Below are 15878 nucleotides of genomic sequence, written 5' to 3'. Positions count from 1 at the left end.
ACGAATGAGTTCTTCCATCCCTTCAGCGACACGAAAACGATTGATGGTGCGATAGCTGACAACTAACTGTCCTGTTAGATACTGCATAGCTAGATTTTCAATCATCATTTTTTCAATTTTTCGACCAGAGAAAATCCCTTGTGAATAGGCGAATAGAAGAGTAGATACAAGCATTTTAGGGTGATAAGACGGGCGACCAAAGGCATGATAGAAGGCGTGGAAGTGACTATCATCCAATGAATTCACCACTTTTTCAATCGTAAAAACGAGATGGTCTTGTGGCAAGAAAGAACAGATTTCTAGTGGTAAAGTTGTTTGATTTGTGTTATAGTGAATATGCATGAGATAGCCTTTCTAAATGGTTTATTGTGCAATTCTATTTTACCAAGACTATCGCAACCATGTAAAAAGCAACGGCAAATCCGTTGCTTTTTTTGGTGCTAGGCGACTATTGTCCCAGACTCTTATAGCTATCTATAGGTAGAAGGAAAAGATTGCTAGAGTAGATGATTTTTATTTGGATACTCATGTTTTGTAAAACGTTAAATTATATGTTGTTAAAGACAGATTATGTTGAGTATTGAATTATACAAAATTTACTAATGTATTGAGATTTTTGCATTTGATTATACCGTATAGAATATTAGTCAAATAAAATTGTTTTGTTTTCACTAATGCATTTTTTATTATCATCCCAATAGTTAATACTTTCAAAGCTTCCTTTTCTTAAATAAAGCGGTAGCCTTTTTCTTATTTCATCTTGCATTGGTATTTTATCAATATCTTTTAGATTCCACCATTTTGGCTCACCTTCAGCAGATGTACTTAGTTCACCAGTAAACTGAGTACATAAAAAGTCATAGAAGACAAATCTCTCATTACCAATTGAATTAGTAAAGCCTGAAATTCCTTTTAATTCAAGATTTAATGCAGTGAGACCAGTCTCTTCCTTAAGTTCCCGTAATGCAGCTTCAAAAAAACTTTCAGGGAATTCAACTTTTCCCCCCGGTGGAATCCAGCCAGGAAAATTATCGTGCTGTCTATTAAGTAATAAAATTTCTTGATTTTTCAAAACGCAAATATTAACCCAGTTTTTGATTTTTTCAGTCATATTATTAACCTCCAACAAGTATTTTTTCATATGCAAGATTATATGTCAAGAACTATATGCTATTTATGATTGTTACAAATGTATCTCAGCCAAAGATTGATAATTTTTACGCAATAGCTGATGAACTCTCAGAATAGACTTCAATCAAGAACTTTGGAAGAAAAGTGTTGAGAGGTTGGATTTAAAAGAAAGTAAGCAAATCAGCCTGGCCTTTAAATTGGCCCTACGGGATTATTTATAGAAGACAAAGACGTGTCAATTCAGCACGTCTTTTTTTACTTTTTCTATGGTATAATAGAAGGTAGATTTATTAATTGGAGTATGAAGAATTTTATGATTAAATTAGTAGCAACGGATATGGACGGTACTTTTTTGGATGGTGCCGGTCAATTTGATATGGAGCGTCTGAAAAAGTTGCTCCATTCTTATAAAGAAAAAGGAATCTATTTTGCTGTTGCATCTGGTCGTGGGCTTTTGTCACTTGAAAAGCATTTTGCGGATGTCAAAGATGAGATAATCTTTATTGCTGAAAATGGTAGTTTGGTTCGTTTTCATGGAGAGGACCTTTATGAAGCGACCATGCCTAGAGATTTTTACCTATCAACTTTTGAAAAGCTAAAGACTTCACCTTATTTCGATGAGAAGAAGATGCTCTTGACTGGTAAAGAGGCTTGCTATGTCTTAGATACAGTAGATGAAATCTATCTTATGTTTAGCCATCATTACAATGAAAATATCAAAAAAGTAGCCAGACTAGAAGATATTACCGATGAGATTTTCAAATTCACAACTAACTTTACTGAAGAAACGGTTGACGCTGGAGAAGCTTGGGTCAATGAACATGTTCCTGGGGTCAAGGCTATGACGACAGGCTTTGAATCCATTGACATCGTTTTAGACCATGTTGACAAGGGAGTTGCTATTGTCGAATTGGCCAAGAAGTTAAATCTAGATATGGACCAGGTGATGGCCTTTGGTGATAATCTTAATGACCTGCACATGATGCAAGTTGTAGGGCACCCAGTCGCACCTGAAAATGCTCGTCCAGAGATTTTAGAACTAGCTGAAACAGTTATCGGACATCACAAAGACCAATCAGTTATTGCTTATATGGAGGGATTGTAATGGCAGATATTAAATTAATTGCCCTAGACTTAGATGGGACTTTGCTGACGACAGACAAGAAATTGACTGATCGTACTAAGGCAACTTTAAAGGCTGCGCGTGATCAGGGAGTCAAAGTGGTACTGACAACTGGACGTCCCCTCAAGGCTATGGATTTCTTCCTTAAAGAGCTTGGAACAGACGGCCATGATGACGAGTATACTATCACCTTTAATGGTGGATTAGTTCAGAAAAATACAGGTGAAATCCTCGATAAGACAGTATTCTCTATTGATGATGTGACACGTATTTACGAGGAAACTGAAAAACTAGGCATTCCTTTAGATGCCATTTCAGAAGGTACAGTTTACCAAATCCAATCAGATCAAGAAAGTCTGTATGCTAAATTTAATCCTGCTCTGACTTTTGTTCCAATTGACTTTGAAGATTTGTCTAGTCAAATGACCTACAACAAATGTGTGACCGCTTTTGCCCAAGAACCACTGGATGTCGCAATTGCTAATATTTCACCAGACTTGTTTAACAATTATGAAATTTTTAAATCTCGCGACATGCTTTTGGAATGGTCACCTAAGAACGTTCATAAGGCTACTGGATTAGCTAAATTGATCGACCATCTAGGAATTGACCAAAGTCAAGTGATGGCTTGTGGAGATGAGGCCAATGACCTTTCCATGATTGAATGGGCAGGACTTGGTGTTGCTATGCAAAATGCTGTTCCTGAGGTCAAGGAAGTTGCAAATGTAGTAACCCCTATGACCAATGACGAGGAAGCTGTTGCCTGGGCCATTGAAAAATATGTACTGAAGGAGAACTAAAGAATGGGATTATTTGACCGTTTATTTGGGAGAAAAGAAGAACCAAAAATCGAAGAAGTCGTTAAAGAAGCTTTGGAAAACTTGGATCTGACAGAACCTAGCGAGGAAGTTGAAGCACTTAGAACTGAAGAAGTTGAAGTGAAAAATACTGAGGAAATCGATCAAAGTTCAGAAGTTGAGGAAACTTATTCTAAAGAAGTTAGTGAGTCTGCAGAACCAGAGGCAGAAGCTACTCTAGAAACAGTTGAACCAGAAGCAACTCAGTTTGAAGAGGAAACTGAGTGTCATTGTTGTCAGGAAGAGTCAGAGTCAACAGAAGTTGAAGAAACTGAAGACAGCTCTCAAGAAGTAGTTGAGTTTGTTGCAGAAGAACCTGAGTCACCAGTCGAAGAAGTACCTTCAAGTGATAGCGACGATGAAGAAGCTAATCAAGTTCAATCAGACGAAACGGAAGCAGACACTTCTGAAGAAGTGGAAGAAGATTTAGTAATCGAAGAAATTCCTCAAGTTCAAGAGACTGTACAGGAAAAATATGACCGTAGTCTCAAGAAAACTCGTACGGGATTTGGTGCTCGTTTGAATGCCTTCTTTGCTAACTTCCGCTCTGTTGATGAAGAATTCTTCGAAGAACTAGAAGAACTCTTAATCATGAGTGACGTTGGTGTACAGGTAGCTTCAAATCTCACTGAAGAATTGCGCTATGAAGCAAAACTTGAAAATGCCAAGAAACCAGATGTTCTCCGTCGTGTGATCATCGAAAAATTGGTAGAGCTTTACGAAAAAGATGGACAATACAATGAAAACATTAACTTCCAAGATGGTTTGACAGTCATGCTCTTTGTAGGTGTTAATGGTGTCGGGAAAACAACTTCAATCGGTAAATTAGCGCATCGCTACAAGCAAGCAGGCAAGAAAGTCATGCTTGTTGCTGCGGATACCTTCCGTGCTGGTGCGGTAGCTCAGCTAGCAGAATGGGGCCGTCGTGTAGATGTTCCTGTGGTTACTGGACCTGAAAAAGCAGATCCGGCTAGTGTTGTCTTTGATGGGATGGAACGTGCAGTAGCAGAAGGTGTTGACATTTTGATGATTGATACAGCTGGCCGTTTACAAAACAAGGAAAACTTGATGGCAGAGTTGGAAAAAATTGGTCGTATCATTAAACGTGTCGTGCCAGAAGCTCCGCATGAAACCTTCCTAGCACTTGACGCCTCAACAGGACAAAACGCTCTTGTACAAGCCAAAGAATTCTCAAAAATTACTCCTGTTACAGGAATTGTCTTAACCAAAATCGATGGAACTGCCCGAGGTGGTGTCGTTCTTGCTATCCGTGAAGAACTGAATATCCCTGTTAAGTTGATTGGATTTGGTGAAAAAATCGATGATATCGGTGAGTTTAACTCTGAAAACTTTATGAAGGGCCTTCTAGAAGGTTTGATATAAAAGAAAATCCTGCAAGAATTCTTGCAGGATTGTTTTTGATTATTCTAATCGGCCATCCTTACGATAGGCGATATCTGGTTGCCAAGTCCACTCAGCTCCATATTTTTTGAGTAAATCAAAGCTAGCTTGAGGCCCCATGCTACCAGCCTTGTAGTCATGGAGTGGAGCACCGTTTTCAGCCCAAAGCTTTTCAATACGGTCAATCAATTTCCATGATGCACTCACTTCATCCCAGTGGCTAAAGTTAGTTGAATTATTGTTCAAAACATCATAGATGAGTTTTTCATATGGATCTGGTGAAGCACCTGTAGCAGTCGCATCTGTTCGATAGTCAAGAGAATTTGGCGCAAGGCTAAACTCTTCCCCTACCTTTTTACCACTAAGACTGAGAGAGAATCCTTCAGTTGGTTGGATATAGATGGTAAGCACGTTTGGTGCTAGAGGCTCTCCGAAAATGGAATCCATTTGCTTGAAGACAATGTTCACGTGTGTTCCTTTTTCTGTTAGGCGTTTCCCTGTACGGAAGAAGAAAGGTACATCACGGAAGCGATCAGTATTTACAAAAAAGGCACCTGAAGCAAAGGTTTCTGTCATAGATTCAGGGTTAACATTTGGTTCACTACGGTAAGAGATGTATTTCATGCCATCAACTTTACCAGAACGATATTGACCACGGATGAATTGTTCTTTAAGTTCCTCATCTGTAGGATGGTAAAGATTTTTAAAGACTTTGATTTTCTCTGCGCGAATGTCATCCTTAGTAAAGCTTGCTGGCTTGTCCATAGCAAGGAGTGACAGAAGTTGGAGGGTATGGTTTTGAACCATGTCTCGAAGGGCACCAGATTCATCATAGTAGCCACCACGCTCTTCAACACCTAGACGCTCTGCGAAGGTAATCTGTACGTTATCGATGTGCTCACGATTCCAAACATTTTCAAAAATCATATTGGCAAAGCGAATGGCAAAAATACTTTGAATCATTTCTTTACCGAGATAGTGGTCGATACGATAGATTTGCTCTTCGTTAAAAGTAGCTAGGAGTTCTTCGTTTAGTTTGCTTGCAGTATCATAGTCTGTTCCAAAAGGTTTCTCAACGATCAAACGTTCAAAGCCTTTGCCATCAACAATTTGCTCTGATTTGAGGTGTTTGGCGATGGTACCAAAGAACTGAGGTGCCATTGAGAGGAAGAAGAGTTTGTTGTGCTCAGTCTGATATTTTTCGCTTAACTCAGCCTGAAGCTTGCGTAGTTCGATGTAGTGCTCAGTATCATTAACATCGTGACTTTGATAGTAAAAATGACTCGCAAATGCTTGAGCTTCTTCCACACTATCTGCCAAGTCTAAAATTGATTCGACAACGACAGATTCGAAATACTCCTTACTCCAAGGTCTACGAGCAGTTCCAATAACAGCAAAATGATCAGAAAGATTACCTGATTTATAAAGTCTAAAAAGTGAAGGGTAGAGCTTACGTTTGGCCAAATCCCCACTTGCACCGAAAATTGTAACAATAACTTTTGATGACATCTAGCTACCTAATTTCTATTTTGTTTCCTAGTTAGACTAGGCATGAGGAGTCCCCATTTTTCATATCCTTTATTTTATCATAATTTTCTAAAAAATCCAAAAATCCAATACGGCTATACTAAGAGGTTAGGCAAAACTCAATTTCATACTCTTCGAAAATCTCTTCAAACCACGTCAGCGTCGCCTTACCGTATATATGTTACTGACTACGTCAGTTCCATCTACAACCTCAAAACAGTGTTTTGAGCAACCTGCGGCTGCTTCCTAGTTTGCTCTTTGATTTTCATTGAGTATTAGGAGAAACCGAAGTAAATTTTCCCACAATAAAACGCATAATATCAAGCTTTTAACACCTGATACAATGCGTTTTTTTGATTATAAAGACTTTTAGTCCTATCTTTTCTAGGCGTTTAGAACCTTGTCTAAAAATTCTTTAAGACGCGGATGTTGTGGGTTATCAAAGATTTGGTCGGGTGTTCCGTCCTCGAGGAATTCACCGTCAGCAGTAAAGATCACACGATTGGCAACCTTGCGGGCGAATCCCATTTCGTGGGTTACGATGATCATAGTCATGCCTTGTTCAGCCAATTCCTTCATAACGTTAAGAACGTCGCCGACCATCTCAGGGTCAAGGGCAGAAGTTGGTTCGTCAAAGAGCATGATATCAGGGTTCATGGCTAGACCGCGAGCGATAGCTACACGTTGTTTTTGCCCCCCTGATAGACTTTCAGGATTTGCATTTGCTTTATCAGCCAATCCAACTTTTTCAAGGAGTTCCATCCCTAATTTTTCAGCTTCAGCCTTGGTTAACAACTTATGCTCGATAGGAGCAAAAGTGATATTTTCCAAGACAGTCATATGTGGAAAGAGATTGAAGTGCTGGAACACCATTCCGACATTTTCACGAACGTGGTCCACGTTGGTTGCTTTATCTGTCAAATCATAACCATTAACCGTGATATGACCTTTTGTACCTTCCTCAAGGAGATTCAAGCTACGCAAGAAAGTTGATTTACCTGAACCAGAAGGACCGATGATACAAACAACATCACCTTCGTAGAATTTTACAGAGATTCCTTTTAGAACCTTGTTTTTTCCATATTGTTTATGTAAATTATCGACATCAATTTTTAATTTAGCCATTATTGAATCCTCTTTTCTAAGCGTTTTGCAAGTCTAGTAAGAAGAGTGATAATCACAAGATAGAAGACTGCGAGAATTGCATACATTTTGAAACTTTGGTAGTTACGGGCGATGATAATCTTACCAGTCTGGAAGAGCTCTACTAGCCCGATTGCAGATACAATAGTTGTATCTTTAAGTGCGATAACAAATTGGTTGACGAAGTTTGGAAGCATGAGTTTGGTTGCTTGTGGCAAGACAATCTTACGCATGGTTTTACTGTAAGAGATACCAAGGCTTCGACTAGCTTCCATTTGTCCGATAGGAACAGCCTTAATACCACCACGAACAATTTCAGCGATGTAGGCAGCTGAGTTTAGGGATAGGGCGATTGTACCAGCGACAAAGTCATTGATTGGACTTTGTTGACCTGTAAGAGATTCGATAAAGTTAGGAACTCCCCAGAAGATAAAGGCAGCAAGAATCATCAATGGAATACCACGAATCACATCGACAAAGATTTCTGAAATAAGACGAAGTGATTTATAAGGACTAACGCTGAACATACCAAAGATAATCCCGATAACAATCGCAATTGCAAAGGAAATCAAAGCTAGAGAAAGGGTAATTCCAAGTCCACTTAGAAGTTGTTTGTAGTTGTTTTTCAACAAGCCCCAGATAGTAGTTTCGTCAACAGTTGATGACTCACTTGTTGAATCAGTTGCAAGGTATTTATCAAGAATCTTTTGGAATTCACCACTTGCTTTAAGATTTGCAAGACCGTTGTTGAACATTTCAATCAATTCAGGATTGCTTCCCTTTTTAACTGCAAAAGCAGTTTCACCGATTGGAGTACCTTCGATTGGTGTTTTTAATTTTTGACCTTGACTGATAGAGTATTTAAGAACTGGTTCGTCATCCATCACAGCGTCGATTGAACCAGTGTTCAAGCTGTCATACATAGATGAACCGTCTGCAAAGGTTTTAATTTTATAACCATATTTGCTTTGATTTTCAGTTAGGAAGGTTTGAGAAGCAGTACCGTTTTTAACACCAACGGTTTTACCATTCAGATCTTCATAAGAAGAAATGGTACTTGATTCCTTAACTCCAAGAATAGTATTGGCTGTATAGTAAGAATCAGAGAAATCAAAGGTTTCTTTACGAGCGTCTGTAACAGACATACCAGCAATCATACCATCAGCTTGACCAGATTGAACCGCGTTAATAGCAGCGTCAAAACCTGGATTAGTGATTTCAATCTCGAAACCTTGATCTTTGGCAATAGCCTTGATTAAGTCCATATCAATACCAGTGTACTGGTTGCTTGAGTTCTGGAAGACAAATGGTGCGAATGATGAATCACTAGCGATAACGTATTTTGATTTGACTGGAGTAGCTTTTTGACCTGCACTTGTAGTTGAAGTGAGAGAAGTCACTTGTGAACTAGTTTTAGAAGAATTCGTCCATTTATTGATAATTTTGTCCAAGCTACCATCTTTTTTCATTTGTGCTAAAGCTTCGTTAAATTCTGTAACTAGGTATTCGTACTTGCTACCTTTTTTAACTCCAAAAGCAAAGCTTCCAACGGCTTCTCCGTCCATGTTGATACTGAGATCTTGCCCTTGGTTAATAGCGTACTCGATAACTGGTTTGTCATCCATGATGGCATTTACAGCACCTGTACTGAGACTGTTATTCATCAAATCGCCAGTATCAAAGGTTTTGATAGTGAAACCATATTTATCTTTGATACTTTCTAGGAAACGTTGTGCAGCAGTACCGTTTTTAACACCAACAGTTTTACCACTGAGTTCTTCATACTTAGTGATTTTATTAGACTTAGTCGTTGCGATGACAACTTTTGTATCATAGTATGTATCAGACATGGTAAAGACGTTTTCACGTTCTTTGGTTTTTGTCATACCAGCCATGATCGCATCTGCTTGCCCTGATTGGACCGCATTGACAGCAGCATCAAAGCCTGGATAAGACATTTGGATATTCCATCCTTTTATCTCAGCGACTTTATTGATGATGTCGACATCAATTCCTTTATAAGTCTGGTCTGTATCTTTAAACTCAAAGGGCGCATAAGCAGTATCACTAACAATCTTGATAGTGTCTGCATTAGCATAGCCTAAAGAGAATAGCGGAAATAAAAATAATAAAAATGCAAGGATTTTTTTCTTCATGTTTAGTCTCCTTTTTAGAATATTTACCCATTATAGCAGAAACTAAAAAAGTTGGCAAACATTTAGTGCTTTTATGTAAGAAGATGTAACATAAAAATTTTATGATACTGATTTTTTGATCTAAAAAGGAAGAAAAGCCGAACACATGTTGATGAGTTCGGCTTGTTCTATATAATGGGAATGATTAGCTTGACTTGTGCACCATGATTGCTATTTTCTAAGTGCATAGTTCCATTATGAAGTTTCATGACGCGCTTGACGAAAGATAAACCAAGTCCATAGTGACTTTCTTGAGAGGGGGTTCTTGCTTGGTCATCTTTATAGAAAAGATTTCCAGCATTTTGTAATATGTTTTTTGAAAAACAAGATTGGTTATTCCATATAGTTAGAACTAATTGACTATTTTCTTGTGAAATTGTTAGGTGGATTTGTGCATCATTCTCTTTTTGATGTTGTATTGCATTATTAATAATATTTGTGATTGCTCGGAAAAATAGATTGGAATGAATTGCAATTTGTGTTGATGGATTTACTGTGTTTGTAAAAACAAAGTGTGTATTTCTAGGAAGTAAAGGTGTGATATGTTCCTTTAATTGATGAGTTACTTGTTTAATTGATATGTTTTCAAGTTGAATATCATGGTCATAAAAAGTTTTGGAGTATTGGATGAAGTGGTTGAAATACTCATTTAACTGAATACTTGCTTGCTCCAGATCTTTTAGACATTCCATTACTTGGGGTGTTTGTTTGGTAGATTGTAGGAATTCAGCATTTCCTCTGATGACAGTTAGAGGAGTTCGAAGATCATGTGCAGCGCTAGATACTTGAAACATGAGTTCTTTTTTTTGTTCTTTTTCATTTTCAATCCTATTTTTTATATCAGATTGCATTTTTTCGATCAGATCATTTGTTTCAATAAATTCTTTAATCTGAAAATGCTGATGATTATTTTTGTTGAAATATAGACCACTATGATAAACCATGTTCATTTCTTTTTGAATCTTGGTTAATAATTGTCGAATATTTGTTACAATGATAAGAATTAAAATGATGCAAAGATAAATCCAAGAACTGACGCTAAAAAATAAAGCAAAGAGATTGGCATTTTTCTCATTGATTCCAGATACAGAAGATAGAAGAGCTGGGACTATGTAAAAAAGTAAAAGACATAAAAGAAATTGCCAAATGATTGTAAGATAAGTACGCTTAATGAGTTGCTTGATTGTCATTTCTTTTGCCATTTGTATCCTCCTCCCCAAACCGTTTTGATAGGATCAATTTGATGAGCCTTAAATTTTTGTCTGATTTGATAGATGTATTCGGTGATTGACCGTAGCTGTACATCAGAGCTTACAGGATAGAGGTAATCGTAAAGTTCCTCTGCGCTAAATATTCGGTTCTCATTTTTAGCTAAAAGATAAAGTAGATCAAATTCTCGCTTAGTTAGAGAAATGCTCTTGGATTGATAATAAACTTCTTGACTATCTCGATAAAAAGTTATATCTGAAATCAATTCTTCTTTAGAGGCAGGGTGAGATCTTTCCTCTCTACGAAGATGCATTTGAATTCTTGCAATCAATTCCTTAATGCTGAATGGTTTTGTGATGTAATCATCTGCTCCAGCTTGTATCCCCTTTAGTAAATCTTCTTCAAAATTTTTAGCGGTTAGAAACAGGATTGGAGTAGTAATTTGTGAACGAATGGAGCGACAAATCTCTAAACCAGAAATAGGCATCATGACGTCAAGTAAAATCAGATCGAATCCAGTAAAGTCGCAGATGTCGATTTCTTCTGTATTTGACCGAGTTTCTACGTTAAAGTTGTTTGCTTCTAATGCATTCACTATTAATCGTAAGATTTTTTCATCATCATCAATTGCTAAAATTTTATACTTCATAGTTCCTCCAATTACTTGTGTATATTATAGCAAACATAAAAAGTAATTTGTTAGAAATGAAAAAATAATTATAAAAATGTTTATTCTGATTTTTTCCTGATATTCGCCTGATATACTTGCTCCAAGTGAAGGTGAAATTTCACAAAAAGTTAGAAGGGAAAAGGATGGATGATAACAATTCAAAATCTACATAAGGAATATAATAATAAAAATGTTCTGAAAAATGTGTCTTTCAAAGCTAAGAAAGGAGAGGTAACTGGATTGATTGGACCAAATGGTTCTGGGAAATCGACTTTAATCAGAATTTTACTTGGTTTAGAAAATAGTCAAACAGGAATGGCATTGATCAATGGCAAAAAATACTCGCAATTGGGTAATAATCCTTTTTGTATTGTTGGATCATTCCTCGATAGTTGCCAACCTTATCCAACAAGAACAGGATTTCAGCATCTTCGGTGGATTGGCTTGGCTTGTGGTGTTGACAGAAATAGGTGCAAGGAATGTTTAGACTTGGTGGGGTTAAGTGAAGCTAAAAATAAAAAAGTAAAAGACTATTCATTAGGAATGAAGCAACGTCTTGGATTAGCAACAGCCTTATTAGCAAAGCCTGACATCTTAATTTTAGATGAACCAATCAATGGACTAGATCCAGAGGGGATACGCTGGGTACGCAATTTTTTACAATCTTTTGTCAGTGAAGGTAAAACTGTATTAATGACAAGTCATTATATGAGTGAGTTAGAATTAACTGTAGATCATTTAGTTGGTATTTCTAATGGGAAGATCGTTATTGATGCTCCTACAAAAGATATTTTGAAACAGTTTGGCTCTTTTGAGGAAGCATATTTTAAAGCGCTCGAAGGGAAAGAAGGTGAATAATATGTTAAAGCGTTCCTTTTTTAGTGACCTTTATAAATATAGTAGCTTACCTACTTTTAAAATAACTTTTTCTCTTATTTTGGGAGTCAGCATATTTTTTACAATTCAAAATATTCAGGTGATAAATGCCTTAGTAGAAGGAAATGGACGGGAAGTAAACCTTGATCCATCTATCTTATCATCGAATTCAGTCTATACAGTCAGGGATGCTCTCTTATCTTCACCCTACCAAGCTAGTGTTATTTTCTTGCCAATTCTGGTTTCACTTGTTTATTCAACCCATTATCAATTTGGTGATAATTATTTTACTCAGTTAATAATTCCTAACTGGAAAGTTCGACTTACTGGTTTTATTGCTAGTTCGATTGTCTTATCACTACTTTCTACTGTAATATTTTCGATAGTAAATGCTGTTGTTTTACTCATTTTTCTAGATTCTACTTTAAAGGACTATATAGAATTTACTTTGTTTTTAGATGTTACGGTAAGAGTTATGATATTTGCGATTGTCCTCACTTTATTAGCTATATTTTTAGTAAGAGTCACAAAAAAATCCATTTCATCATTAATTGCAATCGTTTTATTATTAGTAATCACTCTATCAGGTATTCTAAGAGGACTTTCTTCTAACATAGAGAATCTATTGCCTTTGATTGGAGCAAAGTCATTTGCTTTTGGTCGAATTGAAGGGACTCAAACGAGCCAATTGTATGGATTTACTCTTTTAGTAGTGGAAGGAGTCGTATTCTTGGTATTAATAATTGTTGTAGAAATGATTCGAATGAGGAGGAAGAATGGCAAGAATATTTATCAGTCTTATCGTCAAAAAATATAGCTTAAAACCCGTAAAGTACCAGATAGCTATACAGTCAATGTTGGTAGGATTTGTGTGCCTACTAAGTGTGTTACCAGTTGCAATCAATGGTAGAATTGTAGAATTATCTTTAAAGCAAGCTCTTGTTTTTGCATCAATGTTCTCTGTTGCTATTGGGTGTGTTAATGCATTTGTAGACTTACAATCACACGAAACAAAATTAGTTTATTTGGTGAGTGGAAAAAGGATCTTAAGTTCAATGAGTATCCTGTTCGTAGAGTTATTTGATGTGTTACTACAATCAACTTTATATTTCATTATACTACATATATGGTTTCATTTTTTAAGTAGCGAAAATGGTGTCGGTTTAGAAATTTTCAGTTTCTATTTGATTGGTTCCATCCTATACTTTTTAATTTCTTACTTTTTAAGTTATTTTTTCAAAAGTCCAATGGGGAGTTTAGCTATTTTGTTGCTATTTCCTATTTTGTTACAACCTTTCATAGAAAGAGTAGTGGAACCAATGACTAGTTATCTATTTTATAATATTGTTGCGGATACAATACTAGGGAGAGCTTCCTACCTGCAACTATGTGTTTATACTCTTGAATTGGTGTTTTCACTTGGAGCAACTCTTTACCTTTTGATAAAGAATCAAGAAGTTAAGTAGTAAAGTGGTCTCATAAAAATGATGCTGATGAACAAGCTTTACTAATTCTGTAAGTCATTGACGTTGACGTTTATTGCGTATTGTATTGTTTTAGAATAAAAGACAAGACTTTCGAAGTAATATCGAGAGTCTTGTTTAGTTTTCACTTCTAATATGAGTTCATTTAATTATTTTGTAATTTAAAGATGTACTTATTTACTGGATTATTTTGTTACATCTTGTATATTCCCCAACTCAGAGAATTCTGGTGATTTATGGTAAAATAAGGTCTATATATGTGAGGACAAAGAGATGATCAATAGAATTACAGACAACAAATTTAAACTCGTATCCAAGTACCAACCTTCTGGGGATCAACCGCAAGCTATTGAACAGTTAGTAGATAATATCGAGGGTGGTGAGAAGGCGCAAATCCTGATGGGAGCGACTGGTACGGGGAAGACCTATACCATGAGCCAGGTCATTGCTCAAGTTAATAAACCAACCCTAGTCATCGCCCACAATAAAACTCTTGCAGGCCAGCTCTACGGGGAGTTTAAGGAATTTTTCCCTGAAAATGCCGTCGAGTACTTCGTATCTTACTATGATTACTACCAGCCAGAAGCCTATGTGCCATCGAGCGATACCTACATCGAAAAAGATAGCTCGGTCAATGATGAAATTGATAAGCTTCGTCACTCCGCGACTTCAGCACTCTTAGAGCGTAACGATGTCATCGTTGTAGCATCTGTATCTTGTATCTACGGTTTGGGTTCGCCTAAGGAATACGCTGATAGCGTCGTAAGTCTGCGTCCGGGTCTTGAGATTTCTCGAGATAAACTGCTCAATGACTTGGTTGATATTCAGTTCGAACGCAATGACATTGATTTTCAGCGTGGAAGATTCCGTGTTCGTGGGGATGTGGTGGAGATTTTCCCAGCCTCTCGTGATGAGCATGCCTTTCGTGTAGAGTTTTTTGGAGATGAAATTGATCGTATTCGTGAAGTCGAAGCTTTAACTGGTCAAGTTCTCGGCGAAGTGGATCATTTGGCGATTTTCCCAGCGACTCACTTTGTGACCAATGATGACCACATGGAAGTAGCTATTGCTAAGATTCAGGCTGAATTGGAGGAGCAGTTAGCTATCTTTGAAAAAGAAGGTAAACTCCTTGAAGCGCAACGCTTGAAACAACGGACAGAGTACGATATCGAGATGTTGCGTGAGATGGGCTATACAAATGGTGTCGAAAACTACTCACGTCACATGGATGGACGAAGTGAAGGAGAACCACCTTATACGCTTCTTGATTTCTTCCCAGATGATTTCCTGATTATGATAGATGAGAGTCACATGACTATGGGGCAAATCAAGGGCATGTACAATGGTGACCGTTCGCGTAAGGAAATGTTGGTTAATTATGGTTTCCGTTTGCCATCTGCCTTGGATAATCGTCCTCTTCGTCGTGAAGAGTTTGAAAGTCATGTTCATCAGATTGTCTATGTTTCAGCGACACCTGGTGATTATGAGATGGAACAAACGGACACCGTTATTGAGCAAATCATTCGTCCGACTGGTCTTTTGGATCCAGAAGTGGAAGTCCGTCCGACTATGGGACAAATTGATGATCTTTTGGGTGAAATCAATGCCCGTGTTGAAAAGAACGAACGGACCTTTATTACAACCTTGACCAAGAAAATGGCAGAAGACTTGACTGACTACTTCAAAGAAATGGGCATCAAGGTCAAATACATGCACTCGGATATCAAGACTTTAGAGCGTACGGAGATTATCCGTGACCTGCGATTGGGAGTATTTGATGTCTTGGTCGGGATTAATCTCCTTCGTGAAGGGATTGACGTACCTGAAGTAAGTTTAGTTGCCATTCTCGATGCTGACAAGGAAGGCTTCCTTCGTAATGAGCGTGGACTCATTCAGACCATTGGTCGTGCTGCTCGTAATAGCGAAGGGCATGTGATCATGTATGCTGATACTATGACTCAATCTATGCAAAAAGCCATCGATGAAACGGCCCGCCGTCGTCAGATTCAGATGGCTTATAATGAAGAACACGGTATCGTGCCACAAACTATTAAGAAGGAAATCCGTGATCTTATTTCTGTTACCAAAACTGTGGCTAAAGAAGAGGACAAGGAAGTCGATATCAATAGCCTTAACAAACAAGAACGCAAAGAATTGGTCAAGAAACTGGAAAAACAAATGCAAGAAGCCGTCGAAGTGCTTGACTTTGAACTGGCTGCTCAGATTCGTGATATGATGTTGGAAGTCAAGGCGTTGGATTAG

Annotated in this window: 14 protein-coding genes and 1 pseudogene; 8 read left to right on the top strand and 7 right to left on the bottom strand. The window is 37.5% G+C overall.

The features are described 5' to 3' along the window. A partial coding sequence (locus ADH90_RS06575) for a transposase (RefSeq protein WP_239681988.1) occupies nucleotides 1-336 on the bottom strand: 336 nt, incomplete at its 3' end. Between ADH90_RS06575 and ADH90_RS11605 the strand changes: the two are divergent. Beyond that, nucleotides 303-484, top strand: a pseudogene (locus ADH90_RS11605) (hypothetical protein). The gene ADH90_RS06575 and the pseudogene ADH90_RS11605 overlap by 34 nt on opposite strands. 159 nt (nucleotides 485-643) lie before the next feature. Here ADH90_RS11605 and ADH90_RS06570 read toward each other — a convergent pair. After that, nucleotides 644-1111 (bottom strand): 8-oxo-dGTP diphosphatase, encoded by a 468-nt coding sequence (locus ADH90_RS06570; protein WP_000136624.1) that lies wholly within the window; start codon nucleotides 1109-1111, stop codon nucleotides 644-646. 333 nt (nucleotides 1112-1444) lie between these two features. Here ADH90_RS06570 and ADH90_RS06565 point away from each other — a divergent pair, with 333 nt between their 5' ends. From ADH90_RS06565 to ftsY, 3 genes are read left to right on the top strand one after another with little or no spacing between them, the layout of a single operon-like run. Then, nucleotides 1445-2236 (top strand): Cof-type HAD-IIB family hydrolase, encoded by a 792-nt coding sequence (locus ADH90_RS06565; RefSeq protein WP_049530501.1) that lies wholly within the window; start codon nucleotides 1445-1447, stop codon nucleotides 2234-2236. After that, the gene (locus ADH90_RS06560) at nucleotides 2236-3054 is read left to right on the top strand and encodes a Cof-type HAD-IIB family hydrolase (RefSeq protein WP_049530499.1); all 819 of its coding nucleotides are present in this window, start codon (nucleotides 2236-2238) and stop codon (nucleotides 3052-3054) included. The genes ADH90_RS06565 and ADH90_RS06560 overlap by 1 nt, the downstream gene beginning before the upstream one ends. A gap of 3 nt (nucleotides 3055-3057) precedes the next feature. Further along, nucleotides 3058-4494 carry a signal recognition particle-docking protein FtsY gene (gene ftsY / locus ADH90_RS06555; protein ID WP_049530498.1) on the top strand — a complete coding sequence of 479 codons (1437 nt, stop codon included), beginning with the start codon at nucleotides 3058-3060 and terminating at the stop codon, nucleotides 4492-4494. Nucleotides 4495-4533: 39 nt separating this feature from the next. Here the strand turns inward: ftsY and zwf are convergent, their stop codons facing one another. From zwf to ADH90_RS06525, 5 genes are all read right to left on the bottom strand, one after another. Next, nucleotides 4534-6021, bottom strand: coding sequence for a glucose-6-phosphate dehydrogenase (gene zwf / locus ADH90_RS06550; protein WP_049530497.1), 1488 nt, complete (start codon nucleotides 6019-6021; stop codon nucleotides 4534-4536). Nucleotides 6022-6423: 402 nt separating this feature from the next. Beyond that, a complete protein-coding gene (locus ADH90_RS06540) occupies nucleotides 6424-7164 on the bottom strand; it encodes an amino acid ABC transporter ATP-binding protein (protein WP_049530496.1) in 741 nt (246 codons plus the stop codon). Beyond that, nucleotides 7164-9338 carry an ABC transporter substrate-binding protein/permease gene (locus tag ADH90_RS06535; protein WP_049530494.1) on the bottom strand — a complete coding sequence of 725 codons (2175 nt, stop codon included), beginning with the start codon at nucleotides 9336-9338 and terminating at the stop codon, nucleotides 7164-7166. The genes ADH90_RS06540 and ADH90_RS06535 overlap by 1 nt, the downstream gene beginning before the upstream one ends. 167 nt (nucleotides 9339-9505) lie before the next feature. After that, nucleotides 9506-10579 (bottom strand): sensor histidine kinase, encoded by a 1074-nt coding sequence (locus tag ADH90_RS06530; RefSeq protein ID WP_049530492.1) that lies wholly within the window; start codon nucleotides 10577-10579, stop codon nucleotides 9506-9508. Further along, entirely contained in the window at nucleotides 10564-11235 is a 672-nt protein-coding gene (locus ADH90_RS06525; protein WP_049530491.1) for a response regulator transcription factor, read from the bottom strand. Before ADH90_RS06525 ends, ADH90_RS06530 begins: the two co-directional genes overlap by 16 nt. A 168-nt stretch (nucleotides 11236-11403) precedes the next feature. Between ADH90_RS06525 and ADH90_RS06520 the strand changes: the two genes are divergently transcribed. The 4 genes from ADH90_RS06520 (at nucleotide 11404) to uvrB (ending at nucleotide 15878) form a co-directional block, all read left to right on the top strand. Next, nucleotides 11404-12114, top strand: coding sequence for an ABC transporter ATP-binding protein (locus ADH90_RS06520; RefSeq protein WP_049530490.1), 711 nt, complete (start codon nucleotides 11404-11406; stop codon nucleotides 12112-12114). A gap of 1 nt (nucleotide 12115) precedes the next feature. After that, complete coding sequence (locus tag ADH90_RS06515; RefSeq protein WP_049530489.1) at nucleotides 12116-12949, top strand: hypothetical protein; 834 nt, start codon at nucleotides 12116-12118, stop codon at nucleotides 12947-12949. After that, nucleotides 12909-13598: a hypothetical protein gene (locus ADH90_RS06510; RefSeq protein ID WP_049530488.1), complete on the top strand. Its 690-nt coding sequence runs from the start codon at nucleotides 12909-12911 to the stop codon at nucleotides 13596-13598. The genes ADH90_RS06515 and ADH90_RS06510 overlap by 41 nt, the downstream gene beginning before the upstream one ends. 291 nt (nucleotides 13599-13889) lie before the next feature. Further along, complete coding sequence (gene uvrB / locus ADH90_RS06505) at nucleotides 13890-15878, top strand: excinuclease ABC subunit UvrB (RefSeq protein ID WP_049530486.1); 1989 nt, start codon at nucleotides 13890-13892, stop codon at nucleotides 15876-15878.

The organism is Streptococcus pseudopneumoniae, from assembly GCF_001073085.1.
Taxonomy (GTDB): Bacteria; Bacillota; Bacilli; order Lactobacillales; family Streptococcaceae; genus Streptococcus; species Streptococcus pseudopneumoniae_M.
This window is presented reverse-complemented; position numbering and strand designations above follow the sequence as displayed.

Coding starts and splice junctions, on each gene's coding strand:
- ADH90_RS06570 (WP_000136624.1), bottom strand. CDS start 1,111: ATGACTGAAAAAATCAAAAACTGGGTTAATATTTGCGTTTTGAAAAAT.
- ADH90_RS06565 (WP_049530501.1), top strand. CDS start 1,445: ATGATTAAATTAGTAGCAACGGATATGGACGGTACTTTTTTGGATGGT.
- ADH90_RS06560 (WP_049530499.1), top strand. CDS start 2,236: ATGGCAGATATTAAATTAATTGCCCTAGACTTAGATGGGACTTTGCTG.
- ftsY (WP_049530498.1), top strand. CDS start 3,058: ATGGGATTATTTGACCGTTTATTTGGGAGAAAAGAAGAACCAAAAATC.
- zwf (WP_049530497.1), bottom strand. CDS start 6,021: ATGTCATCAAAAGTTATTGTTACAATTTTCGGTGCAAGTGGGGATTTG.
- ADH90_RS06540 (WP_049530496.1), bottom strand. CDS start 7,164: ATGGCTAAATTAAAAATTGATGTCGATAATTTACATAAACAATATGGA.
- ADH90_RS06535 (WP_049530494.1), bottom strand. CDS start 9,338: ATGAAGAAAAAAATCCTTGCATTTTTATTATTTTTATTTCCGCTATTC.
- ADH90_RS06530 (WP_049530492.1), bottom strand. CDS start 10,579: ATGGCAAAAGAAATGACAATCAAGCAACTCATTAAGCGTACTTATCTT.
- ADH90_RS06525 (WP_049530491.1), bottom strand. CDS start 11,235: ATGAAGTATAAAATTTTAGCAATTGATGATGATGAAAAAATCTTACGA.
- ADH90_RS06520 (WP_049530490.1), top strand. CDS start 11,404: ATGATAACAATTCAAAATCTACATAAGGAATATAATAATAAAAATGTT.
- ADH90_RS06515 (WP_049530489.1), top strand. CDS start 12,116: ATGTTAAAGCGTTCCTTTTTTAGTGACCTTTATAAATATAGTAGCTTA.
- ADH90_RS06510 (WP_049530488.1), top strand. CDS start 12,909: ATGGCAAGAATATTTATCAGTCTTATCGTCAAAAAATATAGCTTAAAA.
- uvrB (WP_049530486.1), top strand. CDS start 13,890: ATGATCAATAGAATTACAGACAACAAATTTAAACTCGTATCCAAGTAC.